This window comes from Nonomuraea sp. NPDC003754 (assembly GCF_053605785.1).
Map to the genome: position 1 here is coordinate 53,408 of NZ_JBSGJX010000043.1, position 26,356 is coordinate 79,763.

Consider the following 26,356-nt stretch of genomic DNA (forward strand, 5'->3'; position numbering starts at 1 on the left):
GCCGCGGTGAGAGGAACCGGCCGCTATCGGCGTAGCGACTCGCGGATCTGCTCGCCGGCGGCCTCGAGCGCCTCCTGGCAGGCCGACAGCGTCTCGCGGGTCAGGCGGCTCTCGGAGGCCTCCTCGCGCACCTTGGCGACGAAGTCGGCGAGCAGCTCGCCGAGCTCGGCGTCGAGTTCGGCCCTGCTGTCGGTCGTGCCGTTGTCGGCGGTACGGCCGCCGGCCGGGCCGCCGAGGTCGCTCCACACCTGGGTCCAGACGCGCCGCCACTCCCTCGACAGCCGCTCGCCCTCGCTCTGCCACTGGGCGGCGTGCTCCATCCACTGGCGCTTGTGCTGCTCGCTGATCCGGCGCACGTGCACCCGCTGCTGCTGCGCGGCGCCCCTCTTGACGTCCTTGGCCATCGCGGTCAGCTCTTCGCGCAGCGACTTGACCGTCTCGCGGACGTCCTCCTTGACCTCGCGGGCGATGTCGCGCACCGAGTCGGTGATCTCCTGTTCGAGGTCGGCCAGCTCGTCCAGGCGGGAGTCGAGCTCGGCGCGGCCCTTGTCGGTGATCGAGAACACCTTCTTGCCGTCGATCACCTCGTGGGTGACCAGGCCCTCCTCCTCCAGCCTGGCCAGCCGCGGGTAGATCGTGCCCGGCGAGGGGGAGTAGACGCCGAGGAAGCGGTCCTGGAGCAACCTGATCACCTCGTAGCCGTGGCGCGGGCTCTCCTCCAGCAGCTTGAGCAGGTACAGCCGAAGCCTGCCATGGCCGAACACCGGGCTCATTCCTTCTCCCCCTTGAGCAGCGTGACATCGGCCGAGACGGTGGTGGCCGTGAGCGAGGCCATTCCACCACCCAGCCTTCCCGACAGCGACTTGGCCCCGAGGTCGCCGATCCTGTACAGCTCGTCGAAGGCCGAGTTCAGCCGGCCCGTGGTGGAGCGGATCGCGACATCGCTCTCCACGTCGTACGGCAGGCGCACCAGGATGTCGCCGGAGACGGTCGTCAGCGTGACGTGCCCGGTCGGGCGCAGGGCCAGGTCGGCGGTGATGCGTCCGGAGATGGTGTTGGCCCGCAGCCGACGCGGCGTGCCGCCCGCGACCGCCAGGTCGCCCGAGACGCTCTTGAACGCCAGGTCGCCCTCCATCGCCCTGGTCTCCACGTCGCCCGAGACGGTCTCGGCGTGGACGTCGCCGCTCACGCCGTCCAGGACGATCTCGCCGGAGACGCTACGGACGTTGGTGCGGCGCTCGAACCCGGCGACGACGGCCGAGGCGGAGACCACGCCGACGCTGATCGGGCAGTCCTTGGGCACGGTGATCGTCAGCGTGGTGGCGCGCTTGCCCGAGCGTTTGAGCCAGCCGAGCAGGCCGTCCCAGGTGAGGTCCTTGTAGGCGATGGTGAGGGTGCCGTCGTCGTCATGGGTGATGATCAGTGGCGCCGAGTCGATCTCGGCCACGTCGAGCGTCGGTGGCCCCTCGCTGGCCAGGACGGCCAGTTTCCCCGCGACGACGCGCACGTTGAGCGCGGCCACGGTGTCGAAGGTGAGCTGCTGCGGGCGCTCGATCGTCCACTGCGACATGGTTCCGTCCTTCGTTGCCGACACGTCCACCACAAGACACGATATGTCGCGTTTCGCGAAACATCAAGATGTATCGCGTCAGGGCGCGTCGGGCGCCAGGCGTCACTCGTCGTCGTCGGAGTCGTGGCGGGCCAGCCACGTGGCCAGGCGCTCGATCGGCGTCTCGAAGTCGGGGTTGAGATCCACGAACTCGCGCAGCCGCTCGCCCAGCCAGAGGATGCTGACCTCCTCCTCGCCGCGACGCTCGACGAGCTCCTCGATCCCCCGGTCGGTGAAGTACATCTCTCTCCTGTTCCCTCGGTCGAGGCGAGCCCACGACCGTGAAGCAACTCTAACGAGCGCCCGGAGGTGCTCCGCCGTGAACCTTTCGCGCGCGGCCCGGTAAATACGGGCATTCGATCATTCGTACCGAAAGGCACCGCATGCCGCAGCCCGCCGCGACCGTGGAGGTCGCCGACGCCGAGCTGATCCGGCGGTCGTTGCACGAACCCGAGATGTTCGCCGCCGTCTTCGACCGTCATGCCCCGCACCTGCACAGGTACGCGGCACGGCGGCTCGGCCCTGACGCCGCCGAGGACGTCGTCTCCGAGACGTTCCTGGCGGCCTTCCAGAGCCGCCACCGCTACGACGTGGCATACGCCGACGCCAGGCCCTGGCTGTACGGCATCGCCTCCAACGTGATCAGCAAGCGGCGCAGGGACGAGATGTCCCGCTACCGCGCCTACGTCCGCAGCGGCGTGGACCCGGCCGAGATCACCGGAGGGCTCGTCGAGGACAGCGTGACCACGCTGACGGTGAACCGCCCGCTCGTCGCCGCGCTGGCCGGGCTCAAGCGGCGCGATCGCGACGTGCTGCTGCTGATCGCGTGGGTGGGGCTGAGCTACGACGAGGTCGCCCGCGCCCTGGACATCCCGGTCGGGACGGTCCGCTCGCGGCTCAACAGGGCCAGGAAAAAGGTTCGCCAGGCACTGGACGACACCACCACCACACCGAAGGACGGTCTCCATGGATGAGATGGACGAACTGCGTCGCCTCTGGGCCACCGTGCCCGAAGGATCGGCGGAGGACCTCGCCGGTTCCCGCACGCTCCTGGCGCGCGCCTACACCGCGGACCGGCACGCGCGGGGGCCGCGCCGGCTCCCCGTCATGACGGCCTGGCAGTCGGTCCTGCCGGTCAAGGCCGGGCGGTCGGTCCTGCCGGTCAAGGCCGGGCGGTCAGGTCTGCCGGTCAAGGCTTGGCGGTGGGGTCTGCCGGTCAAGGCCGGGCGGTCAGGTCTGCCGGTCAAGGCTTGGCGGTGGGGTCTGCTGGTCAGGGCGGTGGCCGTGGCGGGCGCCACGGCCGTGATCGGCGTGGCCGTCCACCTGGTCCCCGGCGCGCTGCCGCCGGCGAGCGCGCAGGACGTGCTCGAAAGGGCGGCCGACGCCGCCGCGGAACAGAAGGAGGTGACGCTGCGGCCGGGCCAGTACCTCCACGTCAGGTCCGTGGCCGCGCAGACCCTGACGGTCGGCCGCAAGGACGGCTCCGGCGCCGACCACCTGGCCCTCACGGTCGCCGAGGACAGATGGGAGCCCGCGACGGCGGGCAGGCCCTGGCTCGTCAGAGAGGAACGGACGGCCGCCACGCCGCTGCCGGGCAGCCGCCTCCCCTCCATGCCGTGGCGGCGTGGCGTCGAGGACAGCGTCTACGAGTCGTCCTGCGACAAGACCCCCGGTGACGAGCTGTCGTACCTGCGGCTCGGCGACTGGCCCACCGACGTGGCCGCGCTGCGCGCCAGGATCGAGAAGGCCGCCGCACAGGAGGCAGGACCCGTGAACCTGCGCCTGTGGACGACGATCAGCCGGCTGGTGCGGATGTCGGCCGCTCGCCCGGCCCTGGCCGCGCCGCTGTTCGAGGTGGCCTCCGGCCTGGACGGCATCAGCCTCGACGCCGAGGCGACCGACGCCGCGGGCAGGCCCGGCATGGCCGTCGGCATGGCCGAGAACGACAGCCTGCGCTCCGAGCTGGTCTTCGACAAGGACACCTACCGCTACCTCGGCACCCGCCACGTCGTCACGAAGGACAGGACCGAGACCCCGGGCGGCCACACCTTCGTCATTCCGAAGGGCACCGTCACCGGCACCGCGCTGCTCGGCGTCGAAGCGGCCGACACCATGCCCGAGCCGGCACCCCACGCTTCCCGACTCAAGATCCCCTGCTGAGGCTCAAGATCCCCTCCTGAGTCTCAAGATCCCCACTGGAAGGACAACAACACCATGCTGGTACTTACCGCTCTGCTGGCGGCCGCCGTGGCCGTCACGCCCTCGCCCGAGTACGACGCCGCCCACACCAAGGCGGTCAAGCTGGAACAGGCCCAGGTGTCGTGCATGAAGGCGGCGGGCCTGGAATACCGGCCCCTCGACATCGAGAAGGCCACCAGGAGCACCGCCGACCGCAAGGCGCTCAACGGGGACTACGCCGCCATGCGGGCCAAGCGGGCCACGGAGGGCTTCGGCGTCTGGTCCGAGCTGGTCCACCCCGAGCGCGACGAGGACAAGGACCACCCGAACAACGCGGTCTTCATGTCGCTGCCCGAGAAGCAGCACAAGGCCTACCAGGCGGCCCTGGACACGTGCTTCTCCGCGTCGGCCAAGACCGTGCTCGGCAAGGACGTCCGCTCGCTCGACGACTACTACGAGCAGCTCGACAGCGCCTACGACACGCTGGCCGGAACCGAGCTGGACGGCGCCGCCGACCTGGTCAAGCTGGGCAAGTCCTTCGCCACCTGCCTCAAGGTCGACCCCGCCAAGCCCACGCGGCTGGCCGAGCGAGGCCGCCGCTTCTTCCTGGACGAGCGCACCAAGGTCGCGCGCGGGCAGGGGGTCAGCGCGCCGGCCGAGGCCACGAGCGTGCGCCCGGCGATGACGCCCGCGCAGGCCAAGCCGTACCTGGACAAGGAGATCAAGGCCGCGCTCCAGGACCTGGGTTGCGGCAAGGACTTCTACGCCGCCTACGCGCCCAAGGCGTGGAAGCTCCAGCAGCAGGTCTACGCCGACTACGGCGTGCCGTTCGCCTGGTAAGAGCACGCCGGAAGGAGGAGGAGCAGCACCCCGGAAAGCCGAACGCCCCGGCCTGTCGGTCACAGGCCGGGGCGTTCGCGCGTTCTGCCAGCTGTCTGTCAGCCGAACACCGCGTGCTGGATCTCCTCCAGCTCCCTGTCGTGCGCGGCGTGCGAGCCGGTCGCGGGGGAGCTGTTGGGCGTACGGGAGATCCTGCGCAGGCGGCGACCACCGAACAGGTCGGGGTTCTCCGCCAGCTTCAGCGTCAGATACGGCCACGGCCCCATGTTGACCGGCTCGTCCTGCGCCCAGATCAGCTCCACGTTGGGGCTGTAGCGGGCGAGCTCGGCGTTGAGCTCGTCCTCAGGGAACGGGTAGAGCCGCTCGATGCGGACGATCGCCGTCGTGTCGGCGGCGGCCGACTTCTCGCGGGCCGCGGCGAGGTCGTAGTAGACCTTGCCGGAGCACAGCACGACCCTGGTGACCTTGCCCGCGTCGACCGTGGTGTCGCCGATGACCGGCTGGAAGGTGCCGGAGGTGAACTCGGCGGCGGCCGAGGTGGCCTTCTTGTGCCGCAGCAGCGACTTCGGCGTGAAGACGACCAGCGGCTTGTGCCTGCCCGCCAGCACCTGCCAGCGCAGCAGGTGGAAGTAGTTGGCGGGCGTGGTCGGCTGGACGACGGTCATGTTGTCGAGCGCGCAGACCTGCAGGAAGCGCTCGATGCGGGCCGAGGAGTGGTCGGGACCCTGACCTTCGTAGCCGTGCGGCAGCAGCAGGACGACGCTGGACTTCTGGCCCCACTTCTGCTCACCGGACGAGATGAACTCGTCGATGATCGTCTGGGCGCCGTTGACGAAGTCGCCGAACTGCGCCTCCCACGCCACCAGCGCGTCGGGCCTGACCACGCTGTAGCCGTACTCGAAGCCCAGCGCCGCGTACTCGCTCAGCAGCGAGTCGTAGACGTAGAACTTGGTCGTGTCGTGGTTGAAGGTCTTCAGCGGCGTGTGGTCCTCACCGGTGTGGCGGTCGACCAGCACGGCATGGCGCTGGACGAACGTGCCGCGGCGGGAGTCCTGGCCGACCAGGCGCACCGGGCGGCCGTCGATCAGCAGCGAGCCGAAGGCGATGGTCTCGCCCATGGCCCAGTCGATGCTGTCCTGCTCCACCATCTGGCCGCGGCGCTGGATGATCGGCGCCAGGCGCGGGTGCGGGGTGAAGCCCTCGGGCAGGTTGAGCTGGGTGTCGACCACGCGCTTGAGCGTCTCGTCGGAGATCGCCGTCTGCGTGTCGGCGTGGGACCACTTGACCACCTCGGTGGCGGGCACGTGCAGCTCGCCGGCGTCGGCGGGGTGCTTGGCCGCCTCGCGGACCTCGGTGAAGGCCTGCTCCAGCTTCGCCTGGTAGTCGCGCAGCGCCGACTCGGCCTCCTCGACCGTGATGTCGCCGCGGCCGATCAGCGCCTCGGTGTAGAGCTTCCTGGTCGAGCGCTTGGCGTCGATGATGTCGTACATCAGCGGCTGGGTGTAGGCGGGGTTGTCGCCCTCGTTGTGGCCGCGGCGGCGGTAGCAGATCATGTCGATGACGACGTCCTTGCGGAAGGCCTGGCGGTACTCGAAGGCCAGCCTGCCGACGCGGACGACCGCCTCGGGGTCGTCGCCGTTGACGTGGAAGATCGGCGCCTGGATCATCCGCGCCACGTCGGTCGCGTAGACGCTGCTGCGCGACGAGGCGGGCGAGGTGGTGAAGCCGACCTGGTTGTTGACCACGATGTGGACGGTGCCGCCGGTGCGGTAGCCGCGCAGCTGCGACAGGTTGAGCGTCTCGGCCACCACGCCCTGGCCGGCGAAGGCCGCGTCGCCGTGGACGAGCACCGGCAGGACGGAGAAGCCCTCCTCGCCGCGCTCCAGCAGGTCCTGCTTGGCGCGCACGACGCCCTCGAGGACCGGGTCGACCGCCTCCAGGTGGGAGGGGTTGGCGACCACGGAGGAGACGATGGTCTTGCCGCCCGGCGCGGTGAAGGTGCCGGTGGCGCCGAGGTGGTACTTCACGTCGCCGGAGCCGTGGGCGGTGCGCGGGTCGATGTTGCCCTCGAACTCGCCGAAGATCTGGCCGTAGGACTTGCCCACGATGTTGGCCAGCACGTTGAGGCGGCCGCGGTGGGCCATGCCGATGACGACCTCGTCGAGACCCTCGCCCGCGGCCTCGCTGATGACCGAGTCGAGCAGCGGGATCAGCGACTCGCCGCCCTCGAGGGAGAAGCGCTTCTGGCCGACGAACTTGGTCTGCAGGAAGGTCTCGAACGCCTCCGCCGTGTTGAGGCGCGCGAGAACGTGCAGCTGCTCCTCGCGGTCGGGCTTGGCGTGGGGCTTCTCCACCCGCGCCTGGATCCAGGCCCGCTCCTCGGGGTTCTGGATGTGCATGTACTCGATGCCGACCGTGCGGCAGTAGGAGTCGCGCAGGACGCCCAGGATCTCGCGCAGCTTCATCAGCGGGCGGCCGCCGAAACCGCCGGTGGCGAACTCGCGCTCCAGGTCCCACAGGGTCAGCCCGTGGGACTGGATGTCGAGGTCGGGGTGCTTGCGCTGCTTGTACTCCAGCGGGTCGGTCTCGGCCATGAGGTGGCCGCGGACCCGGTAGGCGTGGATGAGCTCGATCACGCGCGCGGACTTGGCCACGTCGTCCTCGTGGGAGGCCGACACGTCCTGCGTCCAGCGGACCGGCTCGTACGGGATCCTGAGCGCCTCGAAGATCTCGTCGTAGAAGCCGCCCTCGCCCAGCAGCAACCGGTGGATCGTGCGCAGGAAGTCGCCGGACTGGGCGCCCTGGATGATCCGGTGGTCGTAGGTGCTGGTGAGGGTCATCACCTTGGAGACGGCCAGGCGCGACAGCGTGTCGGGCGAGGCGCCCTGGTACTCGGCCGGGTACTCCATCGCGCCGACACCGATGATCGTGCCCTGGCCCGGCATGAGGCGCGGCACGGAGTGGACGGTGCCGATCGTGCCCGGGTTGGTCAGCGAGATCGTCGTGCCGGTGAAGTCGTCGACGCCGAGCTTGCCGGCGCGCGCCTTGCGGACGACCTCCTCGTAGGCCATCCAGAACTGGCGGAAGTCCATGCCCTCCGCGGCCTTGATGGACGGCACGAGGAGCTGGCGCTCGCCGTTGCTCTTCTGCACGTCGATCGCCAGGCCGAAGCCGACGTGCTCGGGCTTGACCAGCGTCGGCTTGCCGTCGACCTCGGCGTAGGAGTGGTTCATCTCCGGCATGGTCTTCAGCGCCTTGACGATGGCATAGCCGATCAGGTGCGTGAAGGAGACCTTGCCGCCACGACCGCGCGCGAGGTGATTGTTGATCACGATGCGGTTGTCGATGAGCAGCTTGGCGGGAATGGCCCTGACGCTGGTGGCCGTCGGCACGACCAGCGAGGCGTCCATGTTCGCGGCCGTGCGGGCCGCCGCGCCGCGGAGCTTGACCTCTTCGGCGCCGGCGGGCACGGGGGTGGAGACCTTGGGCTTCTCAGTAGCGGTGGTAGTCACGGCGGCCTTCGGTGCGGCGGGGGCGGGCGCGGTCGCTGTGCCGTTCGCCGCCTCCCTGGCCGGGGTTCTGCCCGGTCCATAGTCAGGGTTGTAGTCAGCGAAGAAGTTCCACCAAGCCTGGTCAACAGACTCGGGGTCCTGGAGATACTTCTGGTACAGCTCGTCGACAAGCCATTCGTTCTGACCGAAGCTTGCCAGCGGGTTTGTCCGCGACGACTCAGACGACACGGCGGAAATCGCCCTCTTCCGCAGATCGGCATTGATAGAGAACCTGTCCAAGGCTACTCGCCCGGACCGGCATAGTGCGCCCTTGAGGCCACACCACTCCGCCTGATCCTCTCAGGAGAGTTCGAAGTGGTCACGCCTCCCTAGTCATTCCTGGGGGTGCAGCCATTGTTACCATTCGGTATCGACCATCTGGTGCAGGTTTTACCTCCTGCTAACAATGAGTCGGCTTTCGACCCTAATGTCCGATGTGATCCGGTTCAGCAGGTCGGCCAGCTCCTCCCCGGCCTCCTTCAGCTCCTCCAGCGACAGCGGTTCGAGCCGCTCCAGGAGGAAGAGCGCGTCGGTGGTCTCCTCGGTGATCCGTGTGCGCGCCACCTGCCGCCAGTTCCAGCGCCTGCACGTGACACCGGAGTCGTCGCGCCAGACGACCTCGCCCGGCTCCGGCGTGCCCAGCGCCTCCTCCGACGGCTCGTCGCCCCTGGCCCGCAGCAGGTGCGCCGCGCCCTGGTAGTGGCCGAGGTCCTCGCCGCCGATCGGCAGCACGTGCTTGACGCTGACGGCGTTGTAGGCGTCGACGACCAGGTTGATCTCGGGCAACGGCAGGCGGCGGGTCAGTGCGTCGACCGAGGGCCTGGTCCGCTGCGGCTTGGCGCCGAACGCCCGGTAGGCCGCCCGCCACGGGTCGATCTTGTCCTGCTGGACGGCGTGCGAGGATGCCTCCTCGAGCCAGGCGCGCGAGCGGTCGTCCGTGGGGCCGTTGCGCAGGCCGTACGCGGTCATCACCAGCACGGCGAAGTCGGGCCGCAGCTCGAAGATCTCGGGGTCAACGCGAACGTCGTCAATCATCTTCCCAGCTTAGAAGGACACTCGCATGAACCATCTCGTCCTTGATCTCAAGTATCACTGGGCCGTCTTCGGCCTGGCGCTGTTCCGGCCCGTGGTGACGCTGAACGGCTATCCGGTACCGGTCCGATGGGGACGCAACGTGATCCCCGTGGTGCCCGGCTCCCATCACCTGCATGTGCACGTGCCCGGCATCCTGCCGCCCCAGGTGGGCGCCGCCGACCTGCAGGTGTGGGTGGCGGCGGGCCAGTCGCTGCCCGTGGAGTACCGGGCGCCGGCGTGGTCCTTCTCGCCGGGGGCGCTCGGGCCCGCCCCCCAGCCGTGGAACGGCCTGGCCTACCAACTGGCGCTGTTCGGGGTGCTGCTCGTGCCGCTGGCCTTCATCCTCTTCCTGCTCGGCGCGGTGCTCGTCTCGATCGCCTAATAGTCTTTGCAAAAAACCCTTTGCGATTTACGCTGGGTGGCATGGAGGACGCCTTCCACATCAGCGACCCGCGCACGCTCAAGGTCGTCGCCCACCCGCTCAGGGTCAGGCTGCTGGGCCTGCTTCGCGCCGAGGGGCCCGCCACCGCCAGCTCGCTGGCGCGCACGGTGGGCGAGAGCTCCGGCTCGACCAGCTATCACCTGCGCGAGCTGGCCAAGTACGGCTTCATCGAGGAGGACCCGTCCGACGACGCCAGGGAGCGGCGCTGGCGGGCCCGGCACCGTTTCACCGCGTGGAACACCGCCGAGCTCTCGGTCACCCCCGAGGGCAAGGAGGCCGTGGCGATCATGCACCTGCGGCAGATCGAGGCGATCGCCCGCTCGATGGAGGAGTTCCAGGAGGGCGAATGGCCGGTGGAGTGGGTCGAGGCCGCGGGCATGGGCGACCGGCTGGCCAGACTCACCCCCGAAGGCGTCAAGGAGTACTTCGAGCGCGTCGCCGACCTGCAGCGCGAGCTGGAGGCCAGGTACGGCGCGGCGCCCGGCGCCGAACAGGTCTACCTCGGCACCACGGCCTTCCCCCGGAGGACGCGATGACCCTGGGGCCCTCTGGAACCCCTGAGAGCTCGGGGATCTCTGAGGGCTTGGGGGCCTCTGAGGGCCTGGCGACGTCTGAGAGTTTCGGGACCTCTGAGAGCTTTAGGACCCCTGAGGGCTTGGAAACCCTTGAGATCAAAGGGACCATTGGGACCCCAGGGACACCGCTGACAGCGCTTTCGGCGCGCCGCCGCTACATGCTGGTCAGCCTCCTCACCTGGCTGCCGCCCGGCCTGATGATGGCCCCGATGGTGCTGCTCATGACCGAGCGGGGCCTCACCATCGCCGAGGTCGGCGCGGCCATGGCCGTCTACTCGGCGGTGAGCATCGCGCTCGAGCTGCCCACGGGCGGCCTGGCCGACGTCGCGGGCCGCAGGGTCGTCCTGTCGGTGTCGGCCGCCTTCACGGCGGCGGGACTGTCACTCATGGTCGTGGCCGACTCCTTCGTGCTCTTCGCGGCCGCCGCGGTTCTCAACGGCGCGGCGAGGGCGCTGTCCAGCGGGCCCGCCGAGGCCTGGTACGTCGACACCCTGCACGCCGCCGAGGGCCCCGCCGCCGATCTCAAACCGGGGCTGTCCAGCGGATACGCGATGCAGGCGGTGGCGCTGTGCGGCGGCACGCTCGTCGGCGGGATCGTGCCCCTGGCCGTGCCCGGCGGGCTGGCCGTACCCCCGGGAATGGGCGCGGTCGCCGCCGTCGTGCTGCTGGTGGTCGTGCTCTTCGCGCTGCCCGAGCCGCCCCACCCGCGCGGCACGCTCGGCGAGGTGCTGCGCGCCGTGCCCGCCACCGTGGCCGCGGGGCTGCGCATGGCCGCCTTCGACGCCGTGCTGCGGCGGCTGATGCCGATCGCGGTGATCTTCGGCGTCGCGCTGGTCGCCGTCGAACTGCTCACCCCCGTACGGCTGGCCGCCCTCACCGGCGAGGCGGAGACCGGCGCCACCGCCTACGCCTTCGTCGCCGCGATCGGCTTCGCGGGCAGCGCCCTCGGCAGCGCGCTGGCCCCCAGGGTCGCGGCGCTGCTCGGCGGCTCGGTGCGCGGCGCGGTGGCGGGCATCGTGGTGACCGCGCTGTCGCTGGCCGCGCTCGCCGCCACCGCGCGGCTGGGCGGCGCGGCCGGCCTGGTGACCGCGGGGCTCGCCTACGCGGGGATGTTCACCGGACTGTCGATCAACGCGCTGCTGCGCACCGAGCTGACTCACCTGCGCGTCACCTCCGCCGAGCGCGCCACGATGACCTCCGTGACCGCGATGTCGCTGCAGGCGGGCGCGGGCCTGGCCAACCTGGGCCTCGCCTCGCTCGCGCTCGCCCTCGGCACGGCGGCCGCGTGGTGGCTGGCCGCGGCCTTGGTGCTGGCCTCCGCCCTGCTGTTCGTCAGGCTCCCCGCCGTCCGTCCGGCCGCCCCGGAGGAGCGACCGGCCGCATGAAGCCCCTTCCCTGACCTCCGTCCCCGCGCCCACCCGGGCGTGGCGTGCGCCTCGCCCGGGCGAACCGTTCCCCCCGTGCGAGGGGCGCTCGTCGGGCCGTGTGAACCGTCCCTGCACGGGACCAGGCCGTGCGAATCGGGGCCCGCGCGGTACGGGTGCTCGTCGGGCCGTGCGAGCCGTCTCGTCGTTCGCCCGGGTGTGGCGTCCGCCTCGCGGTGTGAACCGTTCCGGCGTTCACTCGGGCGTGCGTGCGCCTCGCCGTGCGAACCGTTCCCCCCGTGCGAGGGGCGCTCGTCGGGCCGTGTGAACCGTCCTCCCCGCACGGAACCCGGCCGTGGGTTCCGGGGCCCGCGCGGCACGGGCGCTCGTCGGGCCGTACGAACCGGGCCCGCGTGGCAGGGGTGCTCGTCCGTCGGGTCGGGCGGGCGGGCGCGTCCTGGGGTGCCCGGCGAGAAGGCAGGTGGGGCGGCGGAACCGAACATGGTTCTGGAACAATGGCGAGATGGCGAAGTTTGTGGTGACGGCGGCGAACGAGGCTCAGCGGGCCGCCTGGTTGGACGGAACGCTGCCCGCGGTCGAGAAGGTACGGCCGGGCCTGTGGTCGATCCCGGTGCCCATCCCGGTCAACCCGTTGCGCTACGTCCTGGTCTACGCCCTCGAGCTACCCGGCGGCGTCGCGATCATCGACGCGGGCTGGAACACCGACGAGGCCTACGAGGCGCTGGCCGCGGGCCTGGCCGTCGCCGGCTACGCGATCACTGACGTCAAGGCCGTGCTCGTCACCCACATCCACCCCGACCACTACGGCCTGGCCGGCCGCATCCGCGAGGCGTCGGGCGCGTGGATCGCGCTCCACCCCGCCGACGCCCGGCTGCTGAGCGACCGCTACGACGACGAGTACGTGGAGTCGCTGGTGGAACGGGAGAGGGCGCTGCTGGTCAGGTCGGGCGTGCCGGAACGGACGCTGGGGGAGCTGGCGGGCGCGTCGATGATGATCAGGCACATGGTGACGATGGCGCCGCCGGACCGGCTCGTCGAGGACGGTGACCGGCTCGACCTGCCCGGCTGGGACCTGCGCGCGGTCTGGACGCCGGGGCACTCGCCCGGACACCTGTGCTTCGTCTCCGGCGAGCGCAGGGTGCTGTTCTCGGGCGACCACGTGCTCGCGAAGATCACCCCGATCGTCGCCGTGCACCCGCAGTCGGGTCCCGACCCGCTGGCCGACTACCTCGACGCGCTGCTCGCCGTGCGCAAGCTGGATGTGGAGGAGGTGCTGCCCGCCCACGAGTACCGCTTCATGGAACTGGCCGAGCGGGTGGACCACGTGATCGGCCACCACGAGGAGCGGCTGGCGGAGATCGAGGGCGTGGTGGCCGCCCACGACGGCATCACCTGCTGGGACATCGCCACCCGGCTGACCTGGTCGCGGCCGTGGGAGTCGATCCAGCCGTTCATGCGCAGGGCGGCCACCAACGAGACGCTCGCGCACCTGGTGTGGTTGGAGAACAAGGGGCGGGTCAGGTGTGTCCAGGGCGAGCCGGACATGTGGCATTCCATGTAAATCCTGTAGGAAAAGTTGACTAGATCCGGCGGGATGCGTAGCGTCGGTCGCGACGGCTGAGCAGCGGCCAGAGGAGAGCGATGAGCATCGTCACCGTCGTCGGCAACCCCCGAGCGGGATCCCGCACCCACGGCGCCGCGGTGGCGGCCACCGCCGCCATCGCCGCCCGGCTCGGCCACGAAGGGGAAAGGGACGTCATCGACCTGTCGGCCCTGGCCCCCCACCTGCTCTACCCCGGCGCGCACGCCGGCCTGGAGGTGGCGCTCGACCTGGTCCACGGCGCGTCGGTGGTCGTGCTGGCCAGCCCCACCTACAAGGCCACGTACACCGGACTGCTCAAGGCCTTCCTCGACCGGCTGCCGCACCGGGCGCTGTCCGGCAAGACGGCGCTGCCGGTGCTGGTCATGGGCGACCCGCGACACGCCCTGGCCGTCGAGGCGCACTTCCGGCCGCTGCTGGTGGAGCTCGGCGCGGCCGTGCCCACGCCAGGGCTGGCGCTGCTGGAATCGGAGCTGCCGGGCGACGAGGCGCTCGCCGCGTGGGCCGACCTGGTGGCGCCGCAGATCCTCCTCCGCGAGGGCGTCCCCGGCTGACCCGCGGTCCTTCCCGCCTCCCGTGCCTGCTGTCCTTCCTGTACTCCTTGTGCTCTCTGTGCTCCCTGTACGGCAGTTGCTCCCTGTGCTCCCTGTACGGCAGGCTGCTTCCTGTGCTCCCTGTACGGCAGGCGGGGCCGGGCGCCACCCCTGGCACGGGGCGGGCGCCAGTCCAGGGACACGCGTCACCGGGCGCACGGGGCCGGGCGCCCCAACGGACCCGCCACGACCCCCACGACCCGCCACGACCTGCCGGGCTTCCGGGCTGTCGAGCTTCCGGGCATCCGGGATTCCGGGATTCCGGAGTGCGGGCGACGTGACGGTGGCCCGCCGGAGTCCCGCTGGAGTGCGCGTGATGGACGGGCGGTCAGCGGTGACCACGGTGGCCTCGACCCGGCCTGCCGTACAGGGAGGTGTACAGGGAGGTGAGGGTCGGCGGCCCTGAGGCCGCCGTACCGGAAGCAAGCGTGTCAGTGGCGGGTGACGGTGTGGCGGCCGCGGGGGACCGGGAGGTCGAGCATGGTGCGGATGCCGGGCGGGGCCGCGCAGAGGGCGGGCACGATGTTGACCGCTCTGGCCGCGGCCGCCGCGAGCCCGTGGGAGACCTCGTCGACGGTCACCATCATCTGCGGCACGCCCTCGATGTGGATGGCGAACCCGGGCTCGGGCCAGCGGCGCACCTTGGCCGCGTCGGCCTTGTACACGCATTCGATGGTCATGAAGGGCCGCCCGCGCACCAGCCCGGAGAACACCCAGCGCGAGGCGCAGACGGTGCCTTCGCTGACCAGCCCGGCGGCGATCTCGAACTCCTCCGTCGCCAGCTCGAACTCGTCGCTCTCCTCCACCTCGTCCAGCCGCACGTCGAGCGCGTCGGCCACGAGCTGGACGCTCTCCGCGAACAGCGAGCGCTGGAAGGCCCGGTAGGGGCGCACGGCGGCGGTGTAGTCCTTGGCCGAGCGGGTGAAGCCGACCAGGTCCACCACGATCTGCCGGGAGGGATGGCCGCGGAAGTCGGACGACTCGCGCACGTAGATGTGGTCGACCCTGCTCGACAGCCCGGTCAGCGCCAGCGGCAGGAAGTCGCTCATGAAGCCCGGGTTGATCCCGGTCCCGTGGAGCGACGTGCCGCCCCTCTCGCAGGCCTCCTCGATGCGTTCGACGACGCCGGGCCCGTAGGAGCGCGGATAGACGAAGCCGGTGGTGGTGACGACGTTCTTGCCTGAGGCGAGCAGGGCGCAGATCGTCTCGACGTCGGAGGTGTGGTCGCGGCCGAAGTAGGAGGCGGGCAGCGGCATGTGCAGCACGCAGTCGGCGTCGAGCGCCATGATCCGCTCGACGTCGTCGGTGCACCTGACGCCCACCTCGGGCAACCGCGCCAGCTCTCCCGCGTCGACGCCGACCTTGTCGGGGTCGTAGACGAGGACACCGGCGAGCTCGAACTCGGGCCTGGTGAGCACGCTGCGCAGTGCGCAACGGCCGACGGCGCCAGTGGCCCACTGGATCACGCGGAGGGGCGGCTGTGCGGGCATGCAAGGCCTCCAGCCCGGATGGTGGGCGGGGCCGTTACAGGGAGGGGTGTCGTCCTTGACCGCCGCCCTAGCGGGGGCAAGAACTCTAGCAGAAATCCGCATGACTGATCACTGTCCGCAACAGCTTCGCCGGGATATTGTGCCCTTACTAGAATGTTGTTCTCCTACGGTGGAGGGTTCGCATGCTCCGGTTCGACGGCAAGGTCGCGATCATCACGGGCGCCGGGCACGGGCTCGGCCGCTCGCACGCGCTCCTCCTGGCCGAGCGAGGCGCGCGGGTCGTGGTCAACGACCTCGGCGGCGCTCTCGACGGCACCGGCGCGTCGGCCGGTCCGGCGGCCGACGTGGTCGAGCTGATCAGGAAGAACGGCGGCGAGGCCGTCGCCAACGCCGACAACGTCGCCACCCCCGAGGGCGCCAGGGCCGTCGTCCAGTCCGCCGTCGACGCCTTCGGCAAGGTCGACATCGTCATCAACAACGCGGGCATCCTGCGCGACAAGTCGTTCGGGAAGATGACGGTCGAGGAGTTCGACGCGGTGCTCGCGGTGCACGTGCGCGGCTCCTACCTGGTCAGCCAGGCCGCCTACCCCTACCTCAAGGAGCAGGGCTACGGGCGTGTCGTGAACACCTCCTCGCCCGCCGGACTGTTCGGCAACTTCGGCCAGGCCAACTACTCCACGGCCAAGATGGGCCTGGTCGGGCTGACCAAGACGCTGGCGATCGAGGGCGCGCGCAACGGCATCAAGGCCAACGCGATCGCGCCCATCGCCTGGACGCGCATGACCGAGGCGCTGCTTCCGGCCGAGTTCGAGGCGAAGTTCACGCCCGAGCGGGTGAGCGCGCTGGTGGCCTTCCTCGCGCACGAGACCTGCGAGACGTCGGGCGAGGTGTTCAGCGTCGGCGGGGGAAAGGTGGCGCGGGTGTTCGTGGCCGAGGGGCCGGGGTGGAAGACCGACGACCTGTCGCCCGAGGCGATCGCCGGCAACTGGGAGACGATCATGGCCGAGCAGCCGTACGTGCTGACGGCCGCCGACTCGATGAAGGCGATGCTGTAGCGGGCGGCGCGCATCTCCCTGCCGCTGCGGCCCTCGGCGACCGTCCGGACCACCTGGAGCTCCTGGGGACCAACCGGTCGGCGAGGCGCAGGGCGGCGGGAACGCCGCCAGCTCGGTGCGGGCCCGCTCGACGGGCCCGCCGCTCAGTTCGACGGGCCTGCCGTCCCGCTCGTGCAGTTCCACGGCCTGCGCGTAAGGCTTCTCCTCGCCGGTCGCCACGGCGTGGCAGCGCAACGCGCCCGCCGTGGCCCAGGGGCGGTCGGCGGCTCGCGCCCAGGCCTCGATCGATCCGGCGGCGGGGCTCGGCGGCCCGCTGACGGCGCGCCCAGCCGTACGGCGGGCTCCACCTCCACCGGGCCGCCTGCCGCGGCGAGGAGGGCCGCGGCGAGGAGGGCGGTGTGAGGAGGGCGGTGTAGTGGCCAGGCCGCGTCCAGGGTGTCTCCAGCCGGTCGAGCCCCGTTCAACGTCCGGCGCCCAGGTCCAGCAGGCTCAGCGGGCAGGCCGAGGAACCCGGGTCCGCCGCCGCGCCGGTCGGCTCGCGGCACCGGCCGGTGCCGCCCTCGATGGCCGCGATCCTGACCGGCACCGGCTCCAGCCGCTCGACCCGCGCCCGCGAGCCGGTGTGCCTGGCGATGGCTGCCGCCTCGGCCGCCGCCACCTCTGCGCGGCGCCTGCCCTCGAGGACCTGCTGCCCGGCGTCTGCAGCACCTCTGCTAGTACCGCGACCAGTCCCTTCCCTCTGGTAGCACCGCGACCAGTCCCTTCCCTCTGGTGGTACCGCGACCAGCCCCTTCCCTCTGGTGGTACCGCGACCAGCCCTTCCTTCCGGCAGCGCCGCGACCAGCCCTTCCTTCCGGCAGCGCGGGGCCTTCGCCGTCGTCGGCTCCGCGGCGTGCCGGCCTTCGCTGCCGGATGCCTGCGGCTCGGGGAGCGGCCCGAGCAGGAGAGCGAGGCGGCCACGCTCCCGCCGGGCGGGCAGGCGCGGACGGCCGGCGGGCGCGCGGACGGCCGGCGGGCACGCGGGGCGCACCCGCGCGAGAACCCATGGTCACCGCCGAGTTCCGCCGGTCAAGACCCTACTTTGCTCGATCGGCGGCAGAAGATCTGCAAATCTCGGCCGGATGACACGCTCTTGATCCCTTGATTTCGTCATAAGTATCCTCTTATCGTCGCGGCATGACGGGTGACGTCCCCGGCTCGCCGGGCGATGTTCTGACGTTGATCGGCAGGGGCCCGGCCACCACGCGGCCGGACCCCGACGACCACAACCTCGCTCCGGGCACCAGCAACGGGATCGCCGCATGTTGATCATGAGAGGCATCGTCAAGCAGTTCCCCGGCGTGCGGGCGCTGGACGGGGTCGACCTCGACGTGCGGGCGGGCGAGGTGCACTGCCTGCTCGGACAGAACGGCGCGGGCAAGTCCACGCTCATCAAGGTGCTCGCGGGCGTCCACCGGCCCGACGCGGGCACCATCGAGCTCAACGGCGCCACCATCGCGCCGAGCAGCCCGGTCGAGGCCATCAGGCTCGGCGTGGCCACCATGTACCAGGAGCTCGACCTCGTGGACGGGCTCAGCGTGGCGGAGAACATCATGCTCGGCCACGAACCCACCCGCCTCGGCTTCACCCGCCGCAAGGCGCTCAGGAACCGGGCCGGCGAGATCCTCGACCGGCTCGGCCACGGCGAGATCAGGCCGTCGACGGAGGTCGGCAGGCTGTCGCCGGCCGCCAAGCAGGTGATCTCGATGGCCCGCGCGCTCTCCCACGACGCCCGCGTGATCGTCATGGACGAGCCTTCGGCCGCCCTCGCCCACGACGAGGTCGCCAACCTCTTCCGCATCATCAGGGAGCTCACCGCGCAGGGCGTGGCTGTGGTCTACATCTCCCACCGGCTGGAGGAGATCAGGGAGATCGGCGACCGGGTCACCGTGCTCAAGGACGGCAGGACGGTCGCCGTGGGCCTGACCGCCCGCGAGACCCCGACCTCGCGGATCGTCTCGCTCATGACCGGCCGCACCGTCGAGTACGTCTTCCCGCCCCGCTCCGACCGCGCCGCCGGCGCCGAGGTGCTGCGCGTGGAGAACCTGAGTGCGCCCGGCGTCTTCACCGGCGTCTCCTTCGCCGTGCGGGCCGGTGAGATCGTCGGCCTGGCGGGCCTGGTCGGCTCGGGCCGTTCGGAGATCCTCGAGGCCGTCTACGGCGCGCGCCGCGCCACCGGCAGGGTCCTCCTGGACGGCAGGCCCGTCGGGGGCGACACCGCCCGGGCCGTGCAACAGGGCATGGGCCTGGCCCCGGAGGAGCGCAAGGCCCAGGCGCTCCTGCTCGACCAGTCGGTGACCGCCAACATCACCCTCGGCAGCCTCGGCCGCTACGCCAGGTTCGGCTGGCTGGACCGGGCGCGCGAGGACAGCGAGGCCAGGCGGCTCGTCAGGACGCTCGACATCCGGCCGCCCGATCCGCAACGGCCGATCAAGACGCTGTCCGGCGGTAACCAGCAGAAGGCGGTGCTGGCCCGCTGGCTGCTCAACGACCGCAAGCTGCTCCTGCTCGACGAGCCCACCAGGGGAGTGGACGTCGGCGCGAGGGCCGAGCTGTACGCGGTGATCAGGAAGCTGGCCGACGACGGCATCGGGGTGCTGCTGGTCTCCAGCGAGGTGCCCGAGGTCCTCGGGCTGGCCGACCGCGTACTGGTGGTCCGCGAGGGCCGGGTCATCCACGAGGCCGCCGCGCGGGAGCTCGACGAGCACACGGTGCTGGACATGATCATGGAAGGGAGCGCGGCGTGAGGTCCGAAGGCGTTTCCGCGGCCACGGCCACGGGCCGAACCGGCGTCCTCGCCAGGGTCGGCGAGGTGCGGCACCTGGGCCTGGTGGGGGCGCTGGCGCTGCTGGCCGTCGTGGGCCTGGTCACCGTGCCGGAGAACTTCGCCACCGCCGCCAACCTGGTGAGCATCCTGTCGCTGGCCGCCACCATCGGGGTCATCACCGTCGGCATGACGTTCGTGATCATCGGCGGCGGCATCGACCTGTCCGTCGGCGCGATCATGGCGCTCGCCTCGGTGTGGGCCACCACGCTCGCCACCCAGTCGTACGGCCCGCTCGTCATGGGCCTGTGCGCCGTCCTCGTCGGCACGGGCGCCGGCCTGGTCAACGGCCTGATGATCGCCTACGGGCGGATCGTGCCGTTCATCGCCACGCTGGCCATGCTGGTGGCCGCGCGCGGCCTGGCCCAGCGGATGTCGGACCGCAAGACGCAGCTCATCCAGCCGGGCAACGAGGCGATCGTCGCGCTGTCGACCACCAGGGTGCTTGGCATCCCCCTGCTGGTCTACATCTTCGCGCTGGTGGTCGCGGCCGGCTGGATCGTGCTCAACCGCACCACCTTCGGCCGCCGCACGTACGCGGTCGGCGGCAACCCCGAGGCGGCCCGGCTGGCCGGAATCGACGTGCGGCGGCACACGATGCTGCTGTACACGCTGTCGGGGCTCTGCTGCGGGATCGCCGCCATCCTGATCATGGCGCGGACCACCACCGGCTCCTCCACCCACGGCGACCTCTACGAGCTGGACGCCATCGCCGCGGTCATCATCGGCGGCACCCTGCTCACCGGCGGCCGGGGGACGATCATCGGCTCCATCCTCGGCCTGCTGATCTTCACGTTGATCACCAACCTGTTCATCCTCAACGGGCTCAACACCAGCGACCAGTTGATCGCCAAGGGCCTGATCATCGTCGTCGCCGTCCTTCTCCAGCGGCGGAACCTCAAGGAGAGAGCACCATGACCGAGAAAGTCGCGCGCCGAGGTCTCCTCGTTGGCGGGGCCGTCCTGCTGGCCACCGGATGCACCAGCAACCAGCCCACCGCCCAGCCGTCCGCCCAGAACTCGGCGCCCGCTCCCGCTCCTGCCGGCGGCAACGACCAGCCCGGCACGAGGGTCGTCATCGGCTTCTCCGCGCCCGCCGCCGACCACGGGTGGATCGCCGCGATCGCCAAGAACGCCGAGTCCGCCGCCAAGCGGTACACCGACGTCGACTTCAAGCCCGTCGAGCCGACCAACGACATCAACGCGCAGATCTCCGCCGTCGAGTCGCTGATCGCGGCCAAGGTGAACGCGCTGGTCATCCTGCCCAACGACGGCCGGCAACTGAACCAGGTCGCGCTCCAGGCCACCGCCGCGGGCATCCCCGTCGTCAACCTCGACCGCATCTTCCCCGACAAGCTCGCCTACCGCACCTGGATCGGCGGCGACAACTACGGCATGGGCGTCGCGGCCGGCCACTACATCGGCAGGAAGCTGAAGGCCAAGGGCGTGGCCGACCCCGTCATCGTGGAGATCCAGGGCATCGCCACGCTGCCGCTGACCCAGGACCGCAGCAGGGGCTTCGCCGACGCGCTCAAGACGTACGGCTTCGACGTCACCGCCAGTCAGGACGCCCAGTTCACGGTCGAGACGGGCAACAAGGTCGCCGCCAACCTGCTCCAGGCGCACAAGAAGATCGACGCGCTGTGGAACCACGACGACGACCAGGGCGTCGGCGTCCTCGCGGCGATCAGGGAGGCCGGCCGCGACGAGTTCTTCATGGTGGGCGGCGCCGGCTCGGCCAACGCCATGCGGGAGATCCAGTCGGGCGCCTCGGTGCTGGAGGCGACCGTCACCTACAGCCCCACCATGGCCTCCTCCGCCATCAGGCTGGCGAGGTTGATAGCCCAGGGAAAGGGCATGAGCGACCTCGTAGAGAACCAAGTGCCGCAGTCGATCACGCTCGCTTCGGAGACCATCACGAAGGAGAACGTGCAGAAGTACCTACCTCTGGGGTTCGAATCCTGATGACACAGACCACCCTCGGCGTCGGCATGGTGGGCTACGCGTTCATGGGACGCGTCCACTCCCAGGCCTGGCGCAACGTGGCGGCCTTCTTCGACCTGCCGGTGACCCCGGTCATGGCGGCCCTGTCCGGCAGGTCCCGCGAGGCCGTCACGGCCGCCGCGGCCACGATGGGCTGGGCCGCGGTCGAGACCGACTGGAAAGAGCTCGTCAACCGCGACGACGTGCAGATCGTCGACATCTGCACGCCGGGCGACTCCCACGCCGAGATCGCCGTCGCCGCGCTCCAGGCGGGCAAGCACGTCATCTGCGAGAAGCCGCTCGCCAACACCGTCGAGGAGGCCGAGGCGATGACGGCGGCGGCCGCCGCCTCCTCCGGCAGGTCGATGGTCGCCTTCAACTACCGGCGCGTGCCCGCCGTCGCGCTGGCGCGGCAGATGGTCGCCGCAGGGGAACTCGGGCAGATCAGGCACGTCAGGGCGCAGTACCTCCAGGACTGGATCGTCGACCCCGACTTCCCGCTGGTGTGGCGGCTGCAGAAGGACAAGGCGGGCTCGGGCGCGCTCGGCGACATCGGGGCGCACATCGTGGACGTCGCCCAGTTCGTCACCGGACAGCACGTCGTGGGCGTCTCGGCGCTCACCGAGACCTTCGTCAAGGAACGGCCGCTGGCGTCGGCCTCCGCGGGGCTCGGCGGCAGCCGTACCTCGGAGAAGGGGACGGTCACCGTCGACGACGCGGCGCTGTTCATCGGACGGATGTCCGGGGGAGCGATGGCCTCCTTCGAGGCGACCAGGTTCGCCACCGGGCGCAAGAACGCCCTGCGCCTGGAGGTCAACGGGTCTCTCGGCAGCCTCGCCTTCGACTTCGAGGCCATGAACGAGCTGTGGGTGTCGTCGGGCGGTGAGGGCTTCACACGGATCCTCGTCACCGAGCCCCACCACCCCTACGTGGGCGCGTGGTGGCCGCCGGGGCACGGCCTCGGCTACGAGCACACGTTCACGCACGAGATCAAGGACTTCCTCGAGGCGATCGGCACCGGCACGGACCCGTCGCCGTCGTTCGCCGACGGGCTGAGGGTGCAGCGGGTGCTGGCGGCGGTCGAGCAGAGCGCGGCCGAAGGTTGCTACAAGGAGATCTCATGACGAGACCAGTCACGTTGTTCACGGGCCAGTGGGCCGACCTGCCGTTCGACGAGGTGTGCAGGCTGGCCGCCGAGTGGGGCTACGACGGCCTGGAGATCGCCTGCTGGGGCGACCACTTCGACGTCGGCCAGGCCGTCGCCGACCCGTCCTACGTGGCCGCCAAGCGGGCCCAGCTCGACAAGCACGGGCTCAAGGTCTGGGCCATCTCCAACCATCTGGCGGGACAGGCCGTGTGCGACCACCCCATCGACGCCCGCCACCAGGCGATCCTGCCGGCGCGCATCTGGGGCACGGGAGACCCCGAGTCGGTACGGCAGGCCGCCGCCGAGGAGCTGAAGAACACCGCGCGCGCCGCCGCGCTGCTCGGCGTCGACACCGTCGTCGGGTTCACCGGGTCGTCCATCTGGCACACCGTGGCCATGTTCCCCCCGGTCCCGCCGTCCATGATCGAGGCCGGGTACCAGGACTTCGCCGACAGGTGGAACCCGATCCTCGACGTGTTCGACGAGGTGGGCGTGCGGTTCGCGCACGAGGTGCACCCGTCCGAGATCGCCTACGACTACGTGACCACGCAGCGGACCCTCGAGGCGGTCGGCCATCGTCCCGCCTTCGGCCTCAACTGGGACCCCTCCCACATGGTGTGGCAGGACCTCGACCCGGTCGGCTTCATTCTCGACTTCGCCGACCGGATCTACCACGTCGACTGCAAGGACACCAGGGTCCGGGTGGGCGACGGGCGCAGGGGCCGGTTGTCGTCGCACCTGCCGTGGGCCGACCTGCGGCGCGGCTGGGACTTCGTCTCGACGGGGCGGGGCGACGTGCCGTGGGAGGACTGCTTCAGGGCGCTGAACTCGATCGGGTACGAAGGGCCCATCTCGATCGAGTGGGAGGACGCGGGGATGGACCGGCTCGACGGGGCGCCGGAGGCGCTGGCGTACATCAGGCGGATGAACGCGATCACCCCGCCGGCGGCGGCGTTCGACGCGGCGTTCGCCGCCGAGTAGGCGCCGGGCGGCCGTCGATCGTCTGGTAGGCGGTGGTCCAGAAGTCGCGGTGCAGGCGGTTGCGGGCAAGCGCGCATGATGTCCGCGTCATGCGCCTCGCCAGAAAACGGGCATGCGCTCACGTCGCTCCCGATGGCATGCTGGCAACGTGGTCGTACGCCTCCGCATCGCCGAAGAGCTGAGACTGTTCCTGCCGGTGGCCCGCCGCCAGGAGTGGCACGACGTGCCGCTCGACGGCACGGCCACGCTCGGGCACCTGGTCGAGGCGCTCGGCGTCCCGCTGACCGAGGTCGGGCCGATGCGGGCCGGTGACAGCGGCGTCGAGCCGTCGTACCAGCCCGCCGCCGGCGACGTGATCGAGGTGCCCCCGGTGCCGCGCCCGCAGCGGCTGCCCGAGGGGCCGCGTTTCCTGCTCGACGTGCACCTGGGCACCCTGGCCAGGCGGCTGCGGCTGCTGGGCATCGACACCGCCTACCACAACGACATGGACGACCCCTCGCTGGTCGCCCAGGCCAACGCCGAGCGGCGGGTCCTGCTGACCCAGGACCGCGGGCTGCTGCGCCGCCGCGCGCTGTGGCTGGGCGCGTACGTGCGCGGGTCGCGGGCCGACGATCAGCTGCGCGACCTGCTCGGACGGTTCGCCCCGCCGCTGCGCCCGTGGACGCGCTGCACCGCGTGCAACGGCGAGCTGGTCGCTGTCGGCAAGGAGGAGGTCGAGCCGCTGCTCGAGGTCGGCACCCGGCGCAACTACGACGCCTACGGCCAGTGCGAGGAGTGCGGCCAGGTCTACTGGCGCGGGGCGCACAGCGACCACCTGGAGGAGATCGTCCGTACGGCTTACGCGCACCCCGCGACCGGCGGCTGACGTCCTCCCGCCGTACGCGCATGCGTACGGTGCGCGCTGCCTGGACCGGGTCCTGGACGCCTGGCCGTCACCTTGCCGCGACCCCGATTCCGGCACCGCCCCGCCTCGCCCGCACAGCGGCGGACGTCGTGCGCGCCTGCGATGCAACACTTCGCCGCCGAACTCCTTCAAGGTCGTGAAGGAACGACGAAAGGCGAAGGTAGTTGGAATCCGATTCCCGCTTCGCGGAATTCGTGGCGGAGCGTGGTGATGCGTTGCTCCGCTACGGCTACGTGCTCACGGGCAACGCGCACGACGCCGCCGACCTGGTTCAGGAGGCGCTGCTCAAGCTGCGCGGCGCCTGGCACCGGGTACGGCTGAAGGACCGCCCGGAGAGCTACACGCGTACCACGATGGCCAGGCTGCACGTAGCCGCCTGGCGACGACGGCGGCGCGAGCACCTTGTCTGGAGCCCGCCCGAGACGGAGCATCACGACACGCTGCCGACGGGGGACGAGCAGGCCCTGTGGGAAGCGCTGGCCGAGTTGCCGCGCAAGCAGCGCACGGTCGTGGTGCTGCGGTACTACGAGCAACTGACCGACGCGGAGATCGCCGACCTGCTCGGCATCTCGACCGGGACCGTGCGCAGCCAGGCCTCGCGAGCGATGGACAAGCTCCGCGCCGCCCTACCGATTCCAGAGACGGCCCAGAAGAGGAGCGTGCGATGAACGATCTCGAGGAGACTCTGCGCAGCACCCTCGGCCACGCGGCCGAGCGGGCACCACGCCGGCTCGGCGCACTCGCCACCCAGGTGGAGGCCCGCCATCGGCAGCGCAGGCGGCGCACGCAGGCCGCGCTCGTGGCCGCAGCGGTGGCCGTGCTCGCGGGCGGCACCACGTTCGTCCTGACCGGGCCGGGGCCGGCCGCTCCGACCTTGGGAAATCCCCGAGCCACAGTCAGCGCCGAGGTCGCCACTCCTGCGCCGGCGGACCGAGCGCTGCCCGAGCCGGTGGAGAAGGTATGGCCGCAGGCGGTGCACAAGCTCCCCGCGAGGCTGCCGGACGGCAGCAGGTTCCAGCCTGTCGCCTTCATCGACGACCGGACCGTGCTGGTCGAGACCCAGGCGAGCTTCGAGAAGGCCGACGCCCTGTTCGCCTACGACCTCGAGACGCGCGAGGCGCGCCGACTCACCGACGTGCCGACACCGGAGGGGACGGTGCTGTTCGCCTCCGACTTCACCATCGGCGACGGTCACATCGTGTGGTGGACGGCGAACAAGGAAGGCGTCGCGCAGCTCTGGTCGGTGCCGGTGACCGGCGGCAATGCGAAGCTCGTGGCCGAGCGGAAGGCCACCGTGCCCACGGAGGAGCGCGACAACGACGCCGCGCTGGACCCGCCGGCGGTCGCGAACGGCAGGATCACGTTCTCTTTCCGCAGCGGCGGCGTGTTCAGGGTGTCACTCGACGGCGGCACCACCGAACCGGTGCCGGACGCCGAGAGGCTGCACGTTCTGAAGGGGCCGTGGATCGGTCCGGGCGGCTGGTACGGCCCTGATGAAGGGGTGCGGTTCGGCGAGATACGCAATGTCGAGACCGGCGAGACCAGGACCGCTGTCACCCGGCCCGGCGAGCGGGACGTCAGGTGCGGCGTGACATCGTGCATGGGTCTCCGCGCCGGCGGCAGGGAAGCGTTCGTCCGGCTGCGCGACGGGTCCGAGGAGAGGGAGCTCCCCGGCGGCTTCACTTTCCACCGCCTGCCGGCGCGAGACCGTTTCCACACGGCGCTCGCCGGGGACGCGAACGCCCGCGGGATGGCGCTACATGACCTGGCCACCGGTACCGCCGCCGACCTCGGGATCCGGATGGGCAAGGACAACAGCATCGCCTCCCCCCAGCCGGCGCTGGACGAACGGCTGATGGCCTACCCCGTCGGGGACGAGATCGTCGTCCTCGATCTGTCGAAGATCCCGTAGGGCTGGAGCCTGAGGTCGCCGGCCGAGTGACGGACGCACGGGCTCACCCGGGCGGCCCAGGTGAGCCGGCGCTCGCGGATGCGTGGTGGCGGCCGTGGGGAAGGCCCCCACGGCCCGCCCCCCCCTCGCAAGTCGAACAAGAAGTTAATTGAGAGCGCCTCACCGATTCTGAACC

At 70.9% G+C, this 26,356-nt stretch carries 25 protein-coding genes; 18 read left to right on the forward strand and 7 right to left on the reverse strand.

Annotated features, from left to right (window positions below; all coding sequences use genetic code 11):
• Positions 1-23: 23 nt before the first annotated feature.
• The 3 genes from ACWEVS_RS37295 to ACWEVS_RS37305 form a co-directional block, all read right to left on the reverse strand.
• Complete coding sequence (locus ACWEVS_RS37295) at positions 24-773, reverse strand: PadR family transcriptional regulator (RefSeq protein WP_354921599.1); 750 nt, start codon at positions 771-773, stop codon at positions 24-26.
• Entirely contained in the window at positions 770-1,570 is an 801-nt protein-coding gene (locus tag ACWEVS_RS37300; protein WP_452555436.1) for a DUF4097 family beta strand repeat-containing protein, read from the reverse strand. Before ACWEVS_RS37300 ends, ACWEVS_RS37295 begins: the two co-directional genes overlap by 4 nt.
• Before the next feature lie 102 nt (positions 1,571-1,672).
• The gene (locus ACWEVS_RS37305) at positions 1,673-1,852 is read right to left on the reverse strand and encodes a DUF6104 family protein (protein WP_354921593.1); all 180 of its coding nucleotides are present in this window, start codon (positions 1,850-1,852) and stop codon (positions 1,673-1,675) included.
• A gap of 140 nt (positions 1,853-1,992) precedes the next feature.
• On the opposite strand from ACWEVS_RS37305, the gene ACWEVS_RS37310 reads away from it, so the two are divergent.
• Genes ACWEVS_RS37310 through ACWEVS_RS37320 form a run of 3 tightly spaced genes read left to right on the forward strand, consistent with a single transcriptional unit; the run spans position 1,993 to position 4,627 of the window.
• Complete coding sequence (locus tag ACWEVS_RS37310; RefSeq protein WP_354921591.1) at positions 1,993-2,583, forward strand: RNA polymerase sigma factor; 591 nt, start codon at positions 1,993-1,995, stop codon at positions 2,581-2,583.
• On the forward strand, positions 2,576-3,769 hold the full coding sequence (locus tag ACWEVS_RS37315; RefSeq protein WP_452555438.1) for a CU044_5270 family protein: 1,194 nt from the start codon (positions 2,576-2,578) through the stop codon (positions 3,767-3,769). Before ACWEVS_RS37310 ends, ACWEVS_RS37315 begins: the two co-directional genes overlap by 8 nt.
• A 54-nt stretch (positions 3,770-3,823) precedes the next feature.
• Positions 3,824-4,627 carry a hypothetical protein gene (locus tag ACWEVS_RS37320; protein WP_452555440.1) on the forward strand — a complete coding sequence of 268 codons (804 nt, stop codon included), beginning with the start codon at positions 3,824-3,826 and terminating at the stop codon, positions 4,625-4,627.
• Between the two features lie 98 nt (positions 4,628-4,725).
• Here ACWEVS_RS37320 and ACWEVS_RS37325 read toward each other — a convergent pair whose 3' ends face one another.
• A complete protein-coding gene (locus ACWEVS_RS37325; protein WP_449928392.1) occupies positions 4,726-8,367 on the reverse strand; it encodes a multifunctional oxoglutarate decarboxylase/oxoglutarate dehydrogenase thiamine pyrophosphate-binding subunit/dihydrolipoyllysine-residue succinyltransferase subunit in 3,642 nt (1,213 codons plus the stop codon).
• A 201-nt stretch (positions 8,368-8,568) separates the two neighbouring features.
• Positions 8,569-9,213: a B3/B4 domain-containing protein gene (locus ACWEVS_RS37330; RefSeq protein ID WP_354921579.1), complete on the reverse strand. Its 645-nt coding sequence runs from the start codon at positions 9,211-9,213 to the stop codon at positions 8,569-8,571.
• Positions 9,214-9,238: 25 nt separating this feature from the next.
• On the opposite strand from ACWEVS_RS37330, the gene ACWEVS_RS37335 reads away from it, so the two are divergent.
• The 5 genes from ACWEVS_RS37335 to ACWEVS_RS37355 all read left to right on the forward strand — a co-directional run bounded on the left by ACWEVS_RS37335 (position 9,239) and on the right by ACWEVS_RS37355 (position 13,808).
• Positions 9,239-9,634 (forward strand): hypothetical protein, encoded by a 396-nt coding sequence (locus ACWEVS_RS37335; protein WP_452555442.1) that lies wholly within the window; start codon positions 9,239-9,241, stop codon positions 9,632-9,634.
• A gap of 41 nt (positions 9,635-9,675) precedes the next feature.
• Positions 9,676-10,230, forward strand: a complete 555-nt coding sequence (locus ACWEVS_RS37340; RefSeq protein ID WP_452555444.1) for a winged helix-turn-helix domain-containing protein — start codon at positions 9,676-9,678, stop codon at positions 10,228-10,230.
• Between the two features lie 197 nt (positions 10,231-10,427).
• Complete coding sequence (locus ACWEVS_RS37345; protein ID WP_452555446.1) at positions 10,428-11,654, forward strand: MFS transporter; 1,227 nt, start codon at positions 10,428-10,430, stop codon at positions 11,652-11,654.
• Between the two features lie 502 nt (positions 11,655-12,156).
• The gene (locus tag ACWEVS_RS37350; protein ID WP_452555448.1) at positions 12,157-13,215 is read left to right on the forward strand and encodes an MBL fold metallo-hydrolase; all 1,059 of its coding nucleotides are present in this window, start codon (positions 12,157-12,159) and stop codon (positions 13,213-13,215) included.
• 80 nt (positions 13,216-13,295) lie between these two features.
• On the forward strand, positions 13,296-13,808 hold the full coding sequence (locus ACWEVS_RS37355) for an NADPH-dependent FMN reductase (RefSeq protein ID WP_452555450.1): 513 nt from the start codon (positions 13,296-13,298) through the stop codon (positions 13,806-13,808).
• A 470-nt stretch (positions 13,809-14,278) separates the two neighbouring features.
• On the opposite strand, the gene ACWEVS_RS37360 is transcribed toward ACWEVS_RS37355, so the two are convergent.
• The gene (locus ACWEVS_RS37360) at positions 14,279-15,337 is read right to left on the reverse strand and encodes an NAD(P)H-dependent amine dehydrogenase family protein (protein WP_452555452.1); all 1,059 of its coding nucleotides are present in this window, start codon (positions 15,335-15,337) and stop codon (positions 14,279-14,281) included.
• Positions 15,338-15,519: 182 nt separating this feature from the next.
• On the opposite strand from ACWEVS_RS37360, the gene ACWEVS_RS37365 reads away from it, so the two are divergent.
• Positions 15,520-16,392: an SDR family oxidoreductase gene (locus ACWEVS_RS37365; RefSeq protein WP_354910046.1), complete on the forward strand. Its 873-nt coding sequence runs from the start codon at positions 15,520-15,522 to the stop codon at positions 16,390-16,392.
• Positions 16,393-16,852: 460 nt separating this feature from the next.
• On the opposite strand, the gene ACWEVS_RS37370 is transcribed toward ACWEVS_RS37365, so the two are convergent.
• Entirely contained in the window at positions 16,853-17,050 is a 198-nt protein-coding gene (locus tag ACWEVS_RS37370; protein ID WP_449928407.1) for a hypothetical protein, read from the reverse strand.
• 518 nt (positions 17,051-17,568) lie between these two features.
• On the opposite strand from ACWEVS_RS37370, the gene ACWEVS_RS37375 reads away from it, so the two are divergent.
• From ACWEVS_RS37375 to ACWEVS_RS37415, 9 genes are all read left to right on the forward strand, one after another.
• Entirely contained in the window at positions 17,569-17,700 is a 132-nt protein-coding gene (locus tag ACWEVS_RS37375) for a hypothetical protein (RefSeq protein WP_449928409.1), read from the forward strand.
• Positions 17,694-19,178, forward strand: a complete 1,485-nt coding sequence (locus ACWEVS_RS37380; protein WP_449928411.1) for a sugar ABC transporter ATP-binding protein — start codon at positions 17,694-17,696, stop codon at positions 19,176-19,178. The genes ACWEVS_RS37375 and ACWEVS_RS37380 overlap by 7 nt, the downstream gene beginning before the upstream one ends.
• The gene (locus ACWEVS_RS37385) at positions 19,175-20,173 is read left to right on the forward strand and encodes an ABC transporter permease (protein ID WP_449928413.1); all 999 of its coding nucleotides are present in this window, start codon (positions 19,175-19,177) and stop codon (positions 20,171-20,173) included. The genes ACWEVS_RS37380 and ACWEVS_RS37385 overlap by 4 nt, the downstream gene beginning before the upstream one ends.
• On the forward strand, positions 20,170-21,219 hold the full coding sequence (locus tag ACWEVS_RS37390) for an ABC transporter substrate-binding protein (protein ID WP_449928415.1): 1,050 nt from the start codon (positions 20,170-20,172) through the stop codon (positions 21,217-21,219). The genes ACWEVS_RS37385 and ACWEVS_RS37390 overlap by 4 nt, the downstream gene beginning before the upstream one ends.
• Positions 21,219-22,361 carry a Gfo/Idh/MocA family protein gene (locus ACWEVS_RS37395; RefSeq protein ID WP_449928417.1) on the forward strand — a complete coding sequence of 381 codons (1,143 nt, stop codon included), beginning with the start codon at positions 21,219-21,221 and terminating at the stop codon, positions 22,359-22,361. The genes ACWEVS_RS37390 and ACWEVS_RS37395 overlap by 1 nt, the downstream gene beginning before the upstream one ends.
• Positions 22,358-23,365 (forward strand): sugar phosphate isomerase/epimerase family protein, encoded by a 1,008-nt coding sequence (locus tag ACWEVS_RS37400; RefSeq protein WP_449928419.1) that lies wholly within the window; start codon positions 22,358-22,360, stop codon positions 23,363-23,365. Before ACWEVS_RS37395 ends, ACWEVS_RS37400 begins: the two co-directional genes overlap by 4 nt.
• A gap of 112 nt (positions 23,366-23,477) precedes the next feature.
• The gene (locus ACWEVS_RS37405; RefSeq protein ID WP_449928421.1) at positions 23,478-24,230 is read left to right on the forward strand and encodes a Mut7-C RNAse domain-containing protein; all 753 of its coding nucleotides are present in this window, start codon (positions 23,478-23,480) and stop codon (positions 24,228-24,230) included.
• Between the two features lie 203 nt (positions 24,231-24,433).
• Complete coding sequence (locus tag ACWEVS_RS37410; RefSeq protein ID WP_449928423.1) at positions 24,434-24,937, forward strand: SigE family RNA polymerase sigma factor; 504 nt, start codon at positions 24,434-24,436, stop codon at positions 24,935-24,937.
• Positions 24,934-26,181 carry a TolB family protein gene (locus ACWEVS_RS37415; protein WP_449928425.1) on the forward strand — a complete coding sequence of 416 codons (1,248 nt, stop codon included), beginning with the start codon at positions 24,934-24,936 and terminating at the stop codon, positions 26,179-26,181. Before ACWEVS_RS37410 ends, ACWEVS_RS37415 begins: the two co-directional genes overlap by 4 nt.
• Positions 26,182-26,356 lie beyond the last annotated feature (175 nt).